Annotated in this window: 12 protein-coding genes; 5 read left to right on the forward strand and 7 right to left on the reverse strand. The window is 71.1% G+C overall.

Annotated elements, in window-relative coordinates:
* Positions 1-35: 35 nt before the first annotated feature.
* Entirely contained in the window at positions 36-1,367 is a 1,332-nt protein-coding gene (locus tag ACZ7GZ_RS17915) for an LCP family protein (RefSeq protein WP_471025053.1), read from the reverse strand.
* A 119-nt stretch (positions 1,368-1,486) separates the two neighbouring features.
* On the opposite strand from ACZ7GZ_RS17915, the gene ACZ7GZ_RS17920 reads away from it, so the two are divergent.
* Positions 1,487-2,047 (forward strand): acyl-CoA thioesterase, encoded by a 561-nt coding sequence (locus ACZ7GZ_RS17920; protein ID WP_471025054.1) that lies wholly within the window; start codon positions 1,487-1,489, stop codon positions 2,045-2,047.
* A 72-nt stretch (positions 2,048-2,119) separates the two neighbouring features.
* Here the strand turns inward: ACZ7GZ_RS17920 and ACZ7GZ_RS17925 are convergent, their stop codons facing one another.
* A complete protein-coding gene (locus tag ACZ7GZ_RS17925; RefSeq protein WP_471025056.1) occupies positions 2,120-3,619 on the reverse strand; it encodes an LCP family protein in 1,500 nt (499 codons plus the stop codon).
* 128 nt (positions 3,620-3,747) lie between these two features.
* On the opposite strand from ACZ7GZ_RS17925, the gene ACZ7GZ_RS17930 reads away from it, so the two are divergent.
* The gene (locus ACZ7GZ_RS17930; protein ID WP_471025057.1) at positions 3,748-4,788 is read left to right on the forward strand and encodes a glycosyltransferase family 2 protein; all 1,041 of its coding nucleotides are present in this window, start codon (positions 3,748-3,750) and stop codon (positions 4,786-4,788) included.
* 38 nt (positions 4,789-4,826) lie between these two features.
* Here ACZ7GZ_RS17930 and ACZ7GZ_RS17935 read toward each other — a convergent pair whose 3' ends face one another.
* The 4 genes from ACZ7GZ_RS17935 to ACZ7GZ_RS17950 form a co-directional block, all read right to left on the reverse strand.
* The gene (locus ACZ7GZ_RS17935) at positions 4,827-6,425 is read right to left on the reverse strand and encodes an LCP family protein (RefSeq protein WP_471025103.1); all 1,599 of its coding nucleotides are present in this window, start codon (positions 6,423-6,425) and stop codon (positions 4,827-4,829) included.
* Between the two features lie 130 nt (positions 6,426-6,555).
* The gene (locus ACZ7GZ_RS17940; RefSeq protein WP_471025059.1) at positions 6,556-8,316 is read right to left on the reverse strand and encodes an LCP family protein; all 1,761 of its coding nucleotides are present in this window, start codon (positions 8,314-8,316) and stop codon (positions 6,556-6,558) included.
* 230 nt (positions 8,317-8,546) lie between these two features.
* Entirely contained in the window at positions 8,547-9,710 is a 1,164-nt protein-coding gene (locus ACZ7GZ_RS17945; protein ID WP_471025061.1) for an LCP family protein, read from the reverse strand.
* 209 nt (positions 9,711-9,919) lie between these two features.
* Positions 9,920-10,675: a TIGR03089 family protein gene (locus tag ACZ7GZ_RS17950; protein ID WP_471025062.1), complete on the reverse strand. Its 756-nt coding sequence runs from the start codon at positions 10,673-10,675 to the stop codon at positions 9,920-9,922.
* Positions 10,676-10,804: 129 nt separating this feature from the next.
* Here ACZ7GZ_RS17950 and ACZ7GZ_RS17955 point away from each other — a divergent pair, with 129 nt between their 5' ends.
* From ACZ7GZ_RS17955 to ACZ7GZ_RS17965, 3 genes are all read left to right on the forward strand, one after another.
* Positions 10,805-12,235, forward strand: a complete 1,431-nt coding sequence (locus ACZ7GZ_RS17955) for a peptidoglycan recognition protein family protein (RefSeq protein WP_471025064.1) — start codon at positions 10,805-10,807, stop codon at positions 12,233-12,235.
* Positions 12,236-12,420: 185 nt separating this feature from the next.
* A complete protein-coding gene (manB, locus tag ACZ7GZ_RS17960; RefSeq protein WP_471025066.1) occupies positions 12,421-13,503 on the forward strand; it encodes a mannose-1-phosphate guanylyltransferase in 1,083 nt (360 codons plus the stop codon).
* A 271-nt stretch (positions 13,504-13,774) separates the two neighbouring features.
* Positions 13,775-15,064, forward strand: coding sequence for a serine hydrolase domain-containing protein (locus ACZ7GZ_RS17965; protein ID WP_471025068.1), 1,290 nt, complete (start codon positions 13,775-13,777; stop codon positions 15,062-15,064).
* Between the two features lie 99 nt (positions 15,065-15,163).
* Here the strand turns inward: ACZ7GZ_RS17965 and ACZ7GZ_RS17970 are convergent, their stop codons facing one another.
* On the reverse strand, positions 15,164-16,408 hold the full coding sequence (locus tag ACZ7GZ_RS17970) for an MFS transporter (protein ID WP_471025069.1): 1,245 nt from the start codon (positions 16,406-16,408) through the stop codon (positions 15,164-15,166).
* Between the last annotated feature and the right edge of the window lie 85 nt (positions 16,409-16,493).

A 16,493-nucleotide genomic window follows, 5' to 3' on the forward strand; every position in this document is an offset into this window, starting at 1 on the left:
GCGCGGGTGCCCCGACCGTCGTACGGCGATGACCGTCAGTTGCCGGAGACGGTGATCTTCTGGTCGTTGTTCAGTTCGTCCACGAGCGTCTTCACCTTCGCCTTGTCCCAGACCAGGTTGCCGCCGACGGAACCGGAGATCGGCATGTTCAGCGACGTGCCGTCACCGCCCTGGACGCCCTTCATCGCCCAGAACATCGAGGCCAGGTCCCACAGGGACATGTCCTTGTCGACGATCAGGGAGTCCAGGCCCGAGCCCATGACCGGGTAGAACTTGAAGGGGTTGAGCACCGTGGACGGCGTGGCCACCTGGTGGGCCAGTGCCGACAGGAACTTCTGCTGGTTCTTGGTGCGCTGCAGGTCGGAGGCGGCGAAGGCGTGCCGGGTGCGGACGAAGGCGAGGGCCTGCTGGCCGTTCAGGGTCTGCTTGCCGGCCTTGAAGTCGGCGCCGGACCACTTGTCCTTGAAGCCCTTGTCGATATCGATCTCGACACCGCCCACCGCGTCCACGATGTTGGCGAAGCCCTGGAAGCCGATCTCCACGTAGTGGTCGATGTGCAGGCCGGTGTTGGCCTCGACCGTGCGGACCAGCAGGGTCGGGCCGTCCTCGGCGTAGGTCGCGTTGAGCTTCTCCTGCCGGCCCGTGGCGGGGTAGGTCTTCCCGGACGTCCCCTTGAACGACGGGACGGTCACGTTCGAGTCGCGCGGCAGCGAGACCAGCGTGTCGCCGTTGTCGCCGACGTGCAGGATCATCATCGAGTCGGTGCGCTTGCCCTCGGCGCCGCCGGTGTGCAGCTTCTTCTCGTCCGCCTTGGACATGCCCTCACGGCTGTCCGAGCCGACGATCAGGTAGTTCGTGCCGGAGCCCGAGGCGGGCCGGTCGATGACCGTGGACAGGTCGACCTCGCGGCGCAGCTTGGAGTCGGCCCAGAAGTAGGTCGCGACCGAGGTGACGACCAGCACGGTCGCCAGGGTGATCGTGGTCCACTTGATCCGGCGGCGCCAGTTCGGGCGCGGGCGGTACCGGCCGAGCTCCGGGTCCGGGTCGTTGTCGTTGGGTACGAAGCCGCCGCCGCGGCGCCCGCCGCCGTAGACCTGGCCGGTGTTGTAACCGCTGTCGTAGTCACCGTTGCCGGCGCCCTCGTCGTATCCCCGGCCGTCCACGTACGACGGCTGCTGCGGGACACCGGCCCCGTACGGCGGCGCCGACGGGCCGGGGTCGCCGTACGAGCGCTGCCCGGGCGGTACCCCCGGGCCGCGCCGCACCTGACGCATCACGCGGGCGCTCTCCGGCTGCGCGCCGCCACTGCCGCGTCCGTACCGCGGGCCGCGGTTGTCGTCGGACCATGCCTCGGGCCAGTCATTCATGCGCCCCAGTGTGCAGGGCACCGCCATGGGCCGTACAAGGGCTGTCGGAAAATAAGAGCGGCGCTGTTGCGAAGCTGACACAAATTCCGCGAATGTCGCTTCGGCATAAGGTGGAGGGCATGACAGACCAGGCCACGGACGCGGATCCGGACATCGAACCGGGCATCCCCGGCAAGCCGACCTCCGCCTCGCGCACCACGCTCAGCCACATCATGACCCACAACGACACCAACCTGCTGGGGACGGTGCACGGCGGTGTGATCATGAAGCTGGTCGACGACGCGGCGGGCGCCGTGGCCGGCCGGCACTCCGGCGGCCCCGCCGTCACCGCGTCCATGGACGAGATGGCCTTCCTGGAGCCGGTCCGCGTCGGTGATCTGGTCCATGTGAAGGCCCAGGTGAACTGGACCGGCCGGACCTCCATGGAGGTCGGTGTGCGCGTCCTCGCCGAGCGCTGGAACGAGTCGGCCCCGCCCACCCAGGTCGGCTCCGCCTATCTGGTCTTCGCCGCCGTCGACGCCGACGGCAAGCCGCGCCGGGTGCCGCCGGTGCTCCCGGAGACCGACCGTGACCGCCGCCGCTACCAGGAGGCCCAGATCCGCCGCACCCACCGTCTGGCCCGCCGCCGCGCGATCCGCGAGCTGCGCGAGAAGAGGGTCGCGGAGGGTTTCGAGGACTGACCAACTTGCTTCCTGAGCCGACCAGGTCAGGTGCCCCCTCCTGAGCCGGGCGGGGCGGGTGCGCCTCGTCGGCTAGCCGCCGGAGCACACCACCTCGTTGCCGCGCACCACGTTCTGCTGCGGCTGCTGCGGGTCGTCGAAGCGGACCTTGCGCACGTCCTTGAAGTCGGTCCCGGCGATCACCTTCAGCAGCGGCCCCTGGCCCGGTACCGGGCGCAGCTCGGCGCCGGGCAGGGCGGCGGCCAGGGAGCGGGCGGAGCGGTCCCAGCGGGGGTCGTAGGAGATGACCGTGCGCGGCACGTGGGCGGGGGCGTCCACCGGCTGGTGCGTCGTGGCGAAGCCGGTCGCCGCGAGCGCCGCGTCGGCCCGTTTCGCCAGGCCGGCCGTGCCGGTGCCGTTCGCCACCAGGACCCGGATCTGCCGCGGATCCACCTCCACCGGTGTGGCCGGTGCCGGGCCGTGCTGCGGGCGGTCCGCGGTGAGCGGCTTGTCGTCGCGCAGGGACGCGAAGAGCCGGGCCGTCCTGGCCTCGTCCCACTTCAGGGTCGAGCCGACGCCCTTGACCGGGTAGTTCATCTGCCCGATGGGCACGGTGGTGAACTCGGAGGAGGACGGGGAGAAGTTCCGCATGGCCCGGCCGAGGTCGAGCAGCTCGTCGGTGCCGAAGCCCACGTCGGCGCGGACCGAGCCGAGCACAGCCCGGGTCACGTCCCTGAACCGCATCGGGTTCAGCAGCACCCCGGAGGAGGTGGCCCTGTCGATCAGCTCGGCCAGGAACTGCTGCTGCCGCTTCATCCGGCCCAGGTCGCTCGCCCCGTCGATGTGCCGGGCCCGCACGTACTGCAGGGCCTGGCCGCCCATGAGGGTGTGGGTGCCGGGGGCGAGGTCCAGGCCGGTGTAGGAGTCCTTCAGCGGTGTCGTCGTACACACGGGGACGCCGCCGAGGACGTCCACGGTCTTCATGAAGCTGGCGAAGTCGACCTCCAGATAGTGGTCGATCTTCACATGGGTCATGTTCTCCACCGTGCGCACGGTCAGCTGCGGGCCGCCCTCGGCGTAGGCCGCGTTGAGCCTGATCGGGTGCGGTCCGTGCTGCAGTCCGGTGGCCGGGTCGGTGTGCGCGGGCACCTCGGCGTAGGAGTCGCGGGGCAGGCTCACCACGGTGGCCCGGTCCCGGTTCTCCGAGATGTGCACGATCATCATCGTGTCGGTGCAGTGGCAGGGCGCCCCGCCCAGCCGGTACGCCCGCCGGTCCTGCTCGGTGATCCGGTCGCGGCCGTCGGTGCCGACCAGCAGCACGTTCGTGCCGTGGCCCGCGCGCGGCCGGTTCTTCATGTCCTTGAAGGCGTCGACCCGGGCGATGCCCGCGTCCAGGCTGCTCATGACCGCGTGCCCGATCCCGGCGGAGGCGAGCACCACGACCGACAGCGTGGTCACCGCCCGCATGGCCCAGCGGGGCCGCGGCCGGGGCGGCCGGACGGACCGCACGGGCCGCTCGGGCGGACGCGGCACACGGCGGGACGGCTGCGGTCGGCGCTGCGGACGCGCAGGGGACCGAGGCGGGCTGGCCAAAGGGGACACCTCCGGACGAGGCCGTACGTGGGATCCGTGAGCACCGTAGGCCGATACGATCTCCAGCCCGGTCTTACGCCCCTGCGGCGCGCACCGGTGTCCCCCGTTCGCGGTAACGTGAGGCCCCTATGAACGCCAAGCCCGACGTGCAGCTCCCCGCTGTTTCCGTGATCATGCCCGTCCTCAACGAGGAGCGGCATCTGCGCGCGGCCGTCCAGGCGATCCTCGCGCAGGAGTACGCCGGTGAGATGGAGGTCGTCATCGCCCTCGGTCCCTCCACGGACCGCACGGACGAGATCGCCGCCGAGCTGGTCGCCGAGACCGCGTCCAGCGCGAGCAAGCGCGTGCACACCGTCCCGAACCCGACCGGCCGCACCCCCGCCGCGCTGAACGCGGCGATCAAGGCCTCCCGGCATCCGATCGTGGTGCGCGTGGACGGCCACGGCATGCTCTCGCCGGACTACATCGCCACCGCCGTGCGGCTCCTGGAGGAGACCGGCGCGCAGAACGTCGGCGGCATCATGCACGCCGAGGGCGAGAACGACTGGGAGCACGCGGTCGCCGCCGCGATGACCTCCAGGATCGGTGTCGGCAACGCCGCCTTCCACACCGGCGGTGAGGCGGCCCCCGCCGAGACCGTCTACCTCGGCGTCTTCCGCCGCGAGGCCCTGGAACAGCAGGGCGGATACAACGAGGAGTTCATCCGCGCCCAGGACTGGGAGCTGAACTTCCGCATCCGTGAGGCGGGCGGACTGATCTGGTTCTCGCCCGAACTGAAGGTGTCGTACCGGCCGCGGCCGAGCGTGCGTGCGCTCGCCAAGCAGTACAAGGACTACGGCCGCTGGCGGCACGTCGTCGCCCGCTACCACTCCGGGTCGATCAACCTGCGCTACCTGGCCCCGCCGGCGGCGGTGTGCGCGATCGCCGCGGGAATCGTGGCCGGTGCGGCGCTCACCCCGTGGGGCTTCGTCGTCCCCGCCGGCTATCTGGCGGCGATCGCCGCGGGCTCGGTCCCGGCGGGCCGGGGGCTGCCCCTGAAGGCCCGGCTGCAGATCCCGGTGGCCCTGGCCACCATGCACATGTCGTGGGGCTGGGGCTTCCTGACCAGCCCGAAGTCGCTGGCCAGGAAGGTCATCGCGGCACGGCGGCCGGCGGTCCTCAGCGCCTGATCATCCGTCGGGGCCCCGTTCTGGGGCCCCGACACCGGTCACCACTGGTAGGGCCTGTACACGTCCATGCACGTGCTGGTGTCCGCACCGTTGATCGAGTCGGTGTTGCCCGGCATGTCCCCGGCCTTCGGCTTGGACTGCTGGGGGTAGCCGGGGCCGGTGCGCCAGTCCGCGCCGACGACGACCGTGACCCCGGAGACGGCGGTCGACTGCTTCACCGCGCTCATCGGGATGCCGAGCGCCTTGGCCACGGCCTGCGCGTCACCCTGCAGGTCCGCGCTCGGGTACTGCACGAGCGTGCTCTGCTCGGACAGCGTTTGCGAGGTGTCGGCCGTCGCGCGGGTGTAGCCCTTCTGCGCCAGCACCCGGCTGATGTCGCTGGCCCGGCCGCCGACCGCCGTCTGGGTGGAGGTCTGGGTGGCGTTGCGCACCAGCACCCCCAGCCGACCCGGGTCCGTGGAGGGCGACTTGGCCGCCGGGGTCTTGTTCGCGACCTGCTTCGTGGCCGACGCCTTGCCGTTCTTGTCGAACGGCACGTCGTCGCGCAGCATCTCCCACACCTTGTCGGCGTTGGTCCCGTCCGGCACGACGTGCTCGCTGTTGTGCGAGTCCTCGACGTGGGGCATCGTCATCGACGTGATGCGGTTCGTCGGCACCGACTTCAGCTCCATGGCCAGGTCGTACAGCTTCTTGACCGAGCCGATCTCCTCGGAGACCTGGAGCGACTTGGTGGCCGCCTCGGCCAGGTCCATCAGCCGCCCGCTGTCCGTGAAGACGTTCTGGTGCTTCAGGGAACGGACCATCGAGTTCAGGTACATGTGCTGGGCGCGGGCCCGCATCAGGTCGCTGCCCCAGGCGTGCCGGGTGCGCAGCCACTGCAGGGCCTGCTCGCCGTAGACCTTCTGGGTCCCGGCCTTCAGCTTCAGCCCGGAGCCGCCGGGCTGGGCCTGCGTCGGGTGGTCCCAGACGTTCTGCTTCACACAGACCTCGACGCCCCCGATGGCGTCCGCCATGTTCACCACACCCGCGAAGTCGATCATCATCCAGTGGTCGATGTAGACCCCGGTGAGGCTCTCCCAGGTGGCCAGCGTGCAGCCGGCCCCGCCCCGGGCGAGGGTGGTGTTGATGATGTCGTCGGTCTCCGGGTACTTCTTACCGGTCTTGGGGTCCGTGCACTTGGGGATGTGCACGCGGGTGTCGCGGGGGATGCTCACCATGGCGGCGCTCTTGCGGTCCGCGGACAGGTGGATGAGCATCTGCACGTCGGCCAGCGGAGGCGCGCCGACGCTCTGCCGGTGTCCGCCGAGCTTCAGGTCCTGTGGCGTGTTGCGGCTGTCGGAGCCGATCAGCAGGATGTTCATCGGCGTCTGTCCGGCCGCGTTCGCCGGCGTCTTGTACGCCTTGGAGTCGTCGGCGCTGCTGCGCTCACCCTTGCGGATGTTCGCGTTCAGGTGCTGGTAGTACAGGTATCCGGCGCCCGCCGTGCCCAGTATCACCACCGCCAGCACGGTCGCCGACCAGCGCAGGGCGCGCCGTCTGCGCCGTGGCCGCTCGGGCCGGGAATCTCCTCTGCGCCGCCCCCCGTCGTGCCGGCCGGACCCCTCAGCTGTCTTCCGGGTCTGCGGTACGAGCGACATCGTGTCGTCGACCGCAGGATCCTGCCCGCGCACATCGCTCTGCGCCAAACTTCCTGCCCTCCCCACCCTTGCGCCCTGCAACGGGTCCGTCCCGCGCCCAGTTAGACGCACGACGGACCCGTTGGGTTACCTACGAGGCGCACTTCACCTTGTCTGCCGTGGACTTGTCGACGTCCGGCGCCTTCGACGGAGCGCTGAGGGAGACTCCCGCACCCTTGAAGTCCTTGCCCAGGGTCAGCGTCATCGCCGGCAGGCCCTGGGAGTTGGTCACGCTCCTGCCGGGCTTGAGCGCGGCACCGGGCAGGCCCATGAGGTGGGCCAACTCCCTTGCCTGGGCGGCCTGGTCGGGCGCGTACTCGAGGGTGGTGCTGCCCAGCGGTGCCGGCGCGTTGCCCGCGTTCTCGGACTTGAGCACGCCCTCCTTGGTCTGCAGCCAGGACAGGGTCTCCTGCGCGCTGCCGGCGTCGGCACCGCCGTTGAGGATCCGCACCCGGACGTCGGAGGGGGCGGACCGGCTGCCCTTGAGGCGCGCGGCCTGCGCGTCCTTCTCCGCCTTCTGCTTCTTCTTCACCTCGGTGAAGGAGACGTCGTTCTTGATGGCGTCGAAGACCTGGGGGGCGGTGGTCTGGTTGACGATGACGGTCTTGTGGACGACGCCGTCGGCCGGGTTGTCGATCACCGGCACCGTCACGAACGAGATGTTCTTCGGCGGCACCTTCTTCAGCTCCAGCGCGATGTCCTTGAGCGTGCTCACGGAGCCGATGCCCTTGTCGACGGTCAGCGCCTTCGTGGCGGCCTCGGCGAGGTCGAGCAGCTTGGCCGGGTTGGTCAGCGTGTTGCCGGAGGACATCTTGCGCATCAGCGAGGCCATGAACTGCTGCTGCACCTTGATGCGGTCCAGGTCGCCCTGGTTGCCCCAGCTGTGCCGGGTCCGGACGAAGGCCAGGGCCTGCTCGCCCTCGATCTTGTGCTCGCCGGCGGGCAGGTTCAGGTGCGAGTCCTTGTCGTTCACCGCGTGGGCGAGGCACACGTCCACGCCGCCGACCGCCGTCGTCAGCGTCTTCACCGCGTTGAAGTCCACCATCATGAAGTGGTCCGGCACGATCCCGGTGACTTCCTGCACGGTGCGCATGGTGCAGCCGGGGTCGCGTCCGTCCTGGCCCAGGCTGGTGTTGAAGCGCACGTCGTCCGTGCCGGGGATGACCTTGGTCGAGTCGTCGGGCTGCTTGGTCGGGCAGTCCGGCACGTTCACCATCAGGTCTCGCGGAATGCTGAGCGCGGTCGCGTTCGTCCGGTCCTTGGAGACGTGCAGCAGGATGTTGGTGTCGGCGTGCCCGACGCTGCCCTTGTCGCCGTAGCCCTCGTTGCCCTTGCCGGTGCGTTTGTCGGTGCCGATGATCAGGATGTTGAAGGCGTCGTCCTTGCTGAAGCCGTTCTTGGCCGCGCTGCCGACGTCCGTCGTGGTGACGTTGCCCTCGAGGTGCTTGAGATACAGGTAGCCGGCGGTGCCGATGGCGACCAGCACGAACGCCGTGCTGCCGGCGGTCCACGCCAGCACCTTCTTCGCCTTGGACTTCTTCTTCACCGGCCGCCGGGCCGCCCGCCGCCCCTGCGGCGTCTCCGGCTCGCCGCCCCGGCGCCGGGCCGAGCGCGGCGGCGGTACGTCACCGCCGCGCGCCTGGCGCGTCTGACGGCTGGCGCCGGGCGCCGCGTCGTGACGGCGGCGCGGCGCACGCGCGTTGTCACCGGGAGCGGGTCTGCGGGGACTGGGGACCGACGACTGCGGTGCGGAAGGACTCAGTCGCAGTTCGTATTCGCCGGTGTTCGGATTGAGCACCCACTGGTCTGCGGGGTCGATGTTGTCCGCCCGCCCACGGCCTTGCGCGTCCACGGTTGTCCGAATCCTCCGTCGGGGCCACGCGGCGCCTTCCCCCCAAAGGCGCTCGGGTCTCGGTGAAACAGTGCACGACCCCAGGACGGACCTCGCGGCCAGGTGCACCGGGTCGCTCACCCTATCCGCCCAGTTCAGCGTCGAGCGACGCCGATGACAAATTCCACCTTCCTACAACTGGGCAATCCGGCGCATTTCCTGGATGGAGGTTCGGTGTCTTGATGTGCGCATTACTCGCAGCTGTGTTCGGCGGCGGTGTTCCCCTGGAACGTGGGCACGGGCGAGGGGTCGCTCTTGCCGTCCGCCCCCGAGGCGTCCCGAGGCGTGTTCCGGGCCACCGTCACGGGCTGGTCGGACCGCAGCCGCGCGAACAGCTTCTCGGCTTCCGGCTCCACGAGTTGGTCACGGTTGGCGTCGTAGACGTACGACTCCCTCGGTACGGTCAGGAACTGCACCCGTTCGGTGGGGATGTCGCGCAGTCCGCGCACCAACTGGTACAAGCCGCGCAGACTGGCCAGTTCCGGATCGGTGGTCAGCGAGGAGGTCGCCGCGTCCAGCACCGGATACAGCTTCACCGGGTTCAGCAGGACGTCGTTGCTCTGCATCTTGTCGACGAGCGCGCCGAGGAACCGCTGCTGGCGTTCCATCCGCTCGGTGTCGCTGCCGTCGCCGAGCGACTTGCGGGCCCGCACATACCCGAGCGCCTGCTCCCCGTCGAGGACGACCTTCCCCGCGGGCAGCCTCAGCTTGGCCGCACTGTCGTCGATGGGTTCCTTCAGGCAGACCTGCACCCCGTCGACGGCGTCCACCATCTCCTTGAAACCGCGGAAGTCCACGACCATGTGATGGTCGATCCGGATGTCCGTCAGCTTCTCGACCGTCCGGATCGTGCACGCCGAACCCCCCACCTGGAAGGCGTGGTTGAACATCGCGAACACCGGCAGGCTGCGGCTGCCGTCCGACTGCCGGCAGCCGGGGATGTCCACCATCAGATCCCTCGGCAGCGACACGGCGGTGGCGCTGCGCCGGTCGGCGGCCAGGTGCAGCAGGATCGTCGTGTCCGACCGCTCGCTGCCCAGATCCCGGCCGTACGCGGAGTTCCCGTCCCCGGCCCGCGTGTCGGACCCGATCAGCAGGATGTTCTGCGCGCCCCGCACCAGCGCGGTGGGCCGCTCCCGCTCGTAGCGGGCCAGTTCGCGGGCGGCCGCCTCGTCCGGGGTGATGTTCGCACTGAGCTTGGCGTAGACGGCCCAGCCGGTCCCCGCGGCGGCCGCGACGAGCAGGAAGAGCCCGACCGCCGCCCCCTTCACCCACCGCCGACGCCGCCGCACCCCGTCCCCGGCGGCCGAGGCCCGCGGACCGCGCCCGGAAACCCTGCGAGCGGAGTCGGTCACGGCCGGGGCACCCCCTCATGGCGTACGAGCGTCGTGTCCTGCTCTTACGACGATGGAGGGGGAGGGGGAGGGAAGCGCCCTGTACTACTCCAGTCGGGGGACGGCGGTACCGCTGAGGGGCGCGGGGCCGTACCGATGTGCGGCTCCGCCGTGCGGGCGCGGGAAACCCCGGCGACGCCGCACCCGCCGTACGGGCGAAGCGCCCCCTGTCAGCGGCGTACCGCGGTCACCCGCTCACTCTCGACCCGCTCGGCAAGCGCATCCTCATCCAGCCGCTCCAGGTGCCGGCACAACACCACGGACCCCCCGACGGCCAACGGCGAGTACAGCCCCGCGCTGACCCCCTCCCACGTGTCGTACGACAGCCCCGACAGCAACCTCGACCCCGGCCCCGTCAGACCCAGCGCAGGCGCCTCCGCCAGGGCCCGCTCGACGACCTCCGCCCCGCTGAACTCCCGCCCGGCGACGATCAGCGCGGCCTCCTCCGCGTCCACCGGAGCGAACGGCGCGAACCGGTCGCCCTGCCCCGGCACTTCCACGGCGTAGTCGGCGAACCCCGCGGGAGGCTGAGGGAACCGCCCGCCCAGCGGCCGCAGCGCGAGGGCCACCCGCTCCCCGCGACACGCCCGCGCCGCGTCCAGCGCGTCGGGCCCGCTGACGACGACATCCGCGGCGGCCGGATCCCCGCCGAGGTCCGCGACCGCACCCACCGACGAACAGGCCAGCAGCCACACCGCCGTCTGCCAGTGCGCGGGCAGCAGCAGCGCGACCCGGTCACCGGGCGTGGCGCAGAGATCGCCCTGCAGGAGATTCGCGGTCTTGGCCACCCAATTGGCGAAGGTGGCCACGGACAACTCGACGCGTTCGCCCGTGGCGTCGTCGTAGAAGGTCACCAGCGGGCGGCCGGGGTCCGCGGCGAGCGCGGAATCCAGCAGGTCGGCAGGGGTGCGATCGGTGGCGTTCACCCGGGAAAGGGTACGCGCGGGCGGACGCCCGCAGCGTGCGGTGGGGGCACCGGTTCGGCGGAACGGTCGCCGACGGCCCGTCAGTTCGCCGTTGGACATATTTGTATGACTATGTTCAAGATCGTACGCATGCGTGGATTCCTGACTTCGCCCATCGGCGCACCGTCCGCCGGCGCACCGTCGATCGCCGTCTGCTCGATCGGCGTGCCCTGCGCCGCGGCCCTCGCACTCGCGCTGCCCCCGCCCGTGTCCGCCGCGCCCGCACCCGCTGCCGTCACCCGGAGCGCCGCCGATCCCGCGATCCCCGGAAACACCCGTTCGCTGCCGCTCGTCCCGCTCTCCGACGAGCGTGTCCTCGGCACCGCCCCGGAACAGGGGCTGTACCGGCCCGAAGGCGAGCACTTCTCCCTCGTCGGGGTCGTCTGGCGCGACCCGGGCAGTGAACTGCGCGGCCGGGTCCGGGTGCGGACCCGGTCGGCCGCGACGGGGCAGTGGTCCGGCTGGCAGGACCTCGACACGCACCACGCCGACCACGGCGCCGACCCGGGCACGGCGGAACGGGACGCGCGGCGGGTGCGCGGGGCGACCGCACCGCTGTGGGTGGGCGACGCGGACGGCGTGGACGTACGGGTCCGCGCCGACGGCACGGGCGCGCGGGGCGGCCGTACGGACGCGCGGGGCGGCCGTACGGGCGGGCCGCGTCCGCCGCGGGCGTCGCGTCCGCCGCTGCCGTCGGGGCTGCGTCTGGAACTCGTCGACCCCGGCGACGAGGCGCCGCACGCGGGCGCGCCGGCCGACGCGCCGCACACCGGCCTGCACACGACCGCGGCACGGGAGGCCTCGGCCGCCAACACCGACATCACCGGCTTCGGCGCCCTGCAGATCCCGGCGCTGGGCAAGCAGGCCACCGAGCGGGAACTCACCCGCCTCCAGGGGCCGGTGCGGGGCAAGCCGCACATCGGGCCGCGCCCGCGGATCGTCACGCGCCGCGGCTGGGGCGCGGACGAGTCACTGCGCCAACGCGGGTTCGCCTACGCCAAGAAGATCAAGGCGGCCTTCGTGCACCACACGGCCTCGGGCAACACGTACACCTGCTCCCAGTCCCCCTCCGTCATCCGCGGTATCTACCGCTACCACGTCACGAGCATGGGCTGGCGGGACATGGGCTACAACTTCCTCGTCGACAAGTGCGGAACCATCTACGAGGGCCGGGCCGGCGGCGCGGCGAAGGCGGTCCTCGGCGCGCACACCGCCGGCTTCAACACCGACACCATGGGCATCGGCGTGATCGGCACGTACGGCTCCACGAAGCCGTCGAAGGCCGCGGTGACGGCCGTCGCCCGGCTCACCGCGTGGAAGCTTGGGCTCTACGGGGTCAATCCGCGTGGCAAGACATATCTCACGTCGGCCGGTGGCAACCTCTACCGCAAAGGTAAGAAGGTACGACTGAACGTGATCTCCGGTCATCGGGACGGATACGCCACCGAGTGCCCCGGCAAGCGGCTGTATGCCAAGCTCGGCAAGGCCCGGTCCAGCGCGGCGCACTACCAGGGGCGCTGATGCGGCCGGGGAGCACGTTCGGAGCCGTCTCGGGGGGCCCGCCGGTCTCACACCGTTCTCATACCGGTCTCGGGGGGAAACGCGTGGTCGTCAAGGGCGCCGCCGCTACGGTCTGCATACACTGACCGGCCGAAACGAGTAGAGCGAGCAGTTCGGCCGGTCCCGGCAGGAAGCAGAGACGACAGGTGACAGAAGCGATCCTCCTGGTCGGCGGCAAAGGCACCCGGCTGCGTCCGCTCACGGTGCACACGCCCAAGCCCATGGTCCCGGCCGCCGGGGTGCCGTTCCTCACGCACCAGCTGGCGCGCGCCAAGGCGGCGGGCGTGGACCACATCGTCCTCGCCACCAGCTATCTGGCAGAGGTCTTCGAGCCGTACTTCGGCGACGGCTCCGCGCTCGGTCTGCACATCGAGTACGTGACCGAGGAGGAACCCCTCGGCACGGGCGGCGCCATCCGCAACGTCGCCTCCCGCCTGCACTCCGGACCCGACGACCCGGTGCTGATCTTCAACGGCGACATCCTGACGGGCCTGGACATCAAGGCTCTGGTGGACACGCACGAGTCGACGTCCGCCGACGTCTCCCTGCACCTGACGAAGGTGACGGACCCGAGGGCCTACGGCCTGGTCCCCACGGACTCCTCCGGCCGGGTGCTGGCCTTCCTGGAGAAGCCGCAGACACCCGAGGAGATCGTCACCGACCAGATCAACGCGGGGGCGTACGTCTTCCGCCGCTCGGTCATCGACACGATTCCGCTGGGCCGCCCGGTCTCGGTGGAACGCGAGACGTTCCCCGACCTCCTCTCGGCGGGCGCCCACCTCCAGGGCATGGTCGACTCCACGTACTGGCTGGACCTCGGCACCCCGGCGGCCTTCGTCCGCGGCTCGGCCGACCTGGTCCTGGGCCGCGCGCCTTCCCCGGCGGTCCCCGGCCGCTGCGGCGACCGCCTGGTCCTGCCCACGGCCACGGTGGCGCCGGGCGCGAAGCTGACCGGCGGCACCGTGGTCGGCGAGGGCGCGTTCGTCGCCGAGGGAGCCCGTGTCTTCGGTTCCACCATCCTCCCCGGCGCCGTCATCGAACCCGGCGCGGTCATCACCGACTCCCTCATCGGCACCCGGGCCCGGGTGGGCGAACGCACCGTGCTCACCGGCACGGTCGTCGGCGACGGTGCGATCGTCGGTCCCGACAACGAGCTCCGCGAGGGAGTGCGCGTGTGGTGCGACGCCCGCATCCCAGCGGGGGCGCTCCGCTTCTCTTCGGACCAGTAGCCGCAACGCGGTTCACCCGGGGCACCCCCACGGCCGAGGGGCGGAGTCATGGCCGAGGGGCGGAGTCATGGCCGAGGGGCGGAGTCTGACAGGCCCTCACCCGCGGGCACGCCGTGGCCGCACGCGCGGTTCTCCGCGCCCCCGGGGAACTGCACCCGCCCGATGAGTCACGCACCCGCCCACGTCCCTGACGGAGCATCAGGGTCGGGTCAGGGCAGGGTGGGGTTTCTCCCTGATGGCCGGGGGCGGCCGGGTCGGAAGCATGGTCCGCATGACGTTCTTCTCCGCCTATTCAGCCGACTCGGCCTCCTCCGCCTCCTCCGCTTCCTCCGCGCCGGAGTCCTTCGCGCCCTCGGCTCCCGCCGCACCGCGCCGTGTGCTCGCCCCGTCCCGCCGCGCCCTGCTCGGCGGAGCCCTGGCCGGGGCGCTCCTCGTGACGGGTGCCCTGCCGGCCGGTGCCGCCGTGGCGGCGCCCGCGCCTGCCCACGCCGGCCGGGAGACGGCCCCCAAGCTGGACATCCGGGCCCTCCGGGCCGCCGTCGCCGTCCTCGACGACCCGCAGGCCACCGCGGCGCAGATCCGCGTCAGCGGTGCCTCGGGCCGCTGGTACGGCACCTCCGGCGTGGCCGACCTGCGAACGGGCCGCAAGGTGAGCGCCGACGACAAGTTCCGCATCGGCAGCATCACCAAGGTCTTCGTCGCCACGGTCGTGCTGCAGCTGTCGGCCGAGGGCAGAGTGGACCTGAACGCGCCGGTGCAGCGCTATCTGCCCGGCGTCCTGCCTGCCGAGTATCCGCCGATCACCGTGGGACAGCTCCTCAACCACACCAGCGGGCTGCCCGACGAGAGCGGCCCGGACCTGCCGGACGTGAGCACGCCCGAGAAGGTGCTCCAGCACCGTTACGACCAGTGGACGCCGCAGCGGTTGGTGGCCGAGGTCAGCCACGGCCCCATGAAGTTCGCACCGGGCACCCGGCAGGAGTACCGCGGTATCAACTACGTGCTGGCCGCCCTGCTCGTCGAGAAGGTGACGGGCCAGTCCTACGGCACGGAGATCAGCAAGCGCATCCTGCGCCCCCTGGGCCTCCACGCCACGTCGGTGCCGGGTAACGACCCCCGCATCCACGGCCCGCACGTCCACGGCTACCTGGCGCTGGCCGACGGCACACTGAGCGATGCCACCGTCTACAACCAGTCGGAAGCGTGGGGCGAAGGCGAGATGATCTCCACCAGCCAGGATCTGGAACGGTTCATGACCGCGCTCTTCTCGGGGGACCTGCTGCCGCGAGCCACCCTGGACAAGATGTTCACGCTGCCCCCCGACGACGTCCGCATGGTGGACGGCAGCCCGGCCCGCTACAGCATGGGCCTGCAGACGGCCACGGTGAACGGCATGACCCTGTGGGGCAAGACCGGTGAGCGCTACGGCTACAACTCCGGCATGTTCTCCACCCGCGGCCAGCAGCGCCGGGTGGTGTACTCCTTCAACCCCACGCACCGTGACCAGACCCAGACGCGGATGACGCTGCGCATAGCCGACGCGGTGACGCGCGACGGCTGAGCGCTGTGCCAGGTCGTCGCGTGACAAGGCCGCCGGCTGCGAACCCCGCCGACGGCCATCGGCTCCGGCCTGCGGGCTGCAGCACCGAGTTGCGGTGTGTCATGAGTGGCTACGGGCCCATTCCGGCTCGTGCTGCGGCAAGTGGTCGTGGCGGGGGAGCAGGAGCGGGGTGGTCAGGATGAGCAGTCCCGCGACCGTGAGAGCGGTACGTGGGCCGGTGACGTCGGCGAGCAGTCCGCCGAGCGCGGTGAGGACGGCGATGGACGCCTGCTGGCCGATCGACCAGGCCGACAGGGTGCGGGCGACGAGATGCCTGGGGGTGTGTTCGAGCCGGTAGGTGGCGAGCACCGGGGTGTACAGGCTCATGTTGACGATGATCGCCAGCTCGACGGCCATCACGGTGACGAGGCCGACGAGACCGGGACGGACGAAGGCCAGGCCGATCAGCCAGATGGCGCGCAGGGTGCCGACGGTCCGGAAGACCCTGTGCCGGCCGTAACGGGCCACGACACGCCGGGCCAGCCGGGAGCCGACGAGTCCGCCGAGGCAGGGGGCGGCGAAGGCGAGGCCGTACTGCCAGGGTGGGAATGCGAGCTGGCGAAGGAGGAGCACGGCCAGCAGCGGCTCGGTGGCCATGATCAGACCGGAGACGAGCATGTTGTTGAGGTAGAGCGCCCGCAGATCGGGACGGCCCATGATGTGTCGCCAGCCGTCGAGCAGCGCGCCCGCCCGGACCGGGCCGTTGCCGGTGGGTCGCGGCGCTTCTTCTCGGCCGCGGATCGCCGTGATGCCCAGCGCGGAGAGCAGGTAGCTGAGCGCGTCGGCCACCATGGTGGTGACCGGCCCGAACAGGCCGATCGCCGCCCCGCCCAGCGGCGGCCCGACCGCGATGGAGCTCCAGTTCGTGGACTCGAACCGCGCGTTGGCCACGAGCAGGTCATCCGGCCGGACGAGAGCCTTGAGGTAGGCGCCGCTGGCCGCGTTGAAGGCGATCTTGGCTGCGGCGACCACGGCCGAGACCCCGAGCAACTGGACGAAACGGAGCCACCCGAAGGCGTAGGCGACCGGGATCGTCGCCAGGGCCGCACACCGGGTCAGGTCCATCGCGATCATCACCGGGCGCTTGCGCCGGAACTCCACCCACGGCGCGAGTGGCACCGCGATCAGCGCGCCCACCGCAGGCCCCACCGCGGACAGCGCGGACACCTCAGCGGGGCCGGCGTGCAACGCCAGCACGGCGATCAGCGGGAACGCCCCGAACCCCAGCCCGGACCCGTAGGCGCTCACCGCGTATGCCGCCCACAGCCAGCCGAACTGCCGGCCCAGCCGGCTCCTGCCCACCATGCTCAGCACGCCCCTAGACGTCCCACCCGAACAAACTGACGTTGACCAGTGAGAGCTAAGCGAGCAGCACGGCGGCGGGTCAAAC

It is taken from the genome of Streptomyces sp. NPDC037288 (assembly GCF_055603265.1).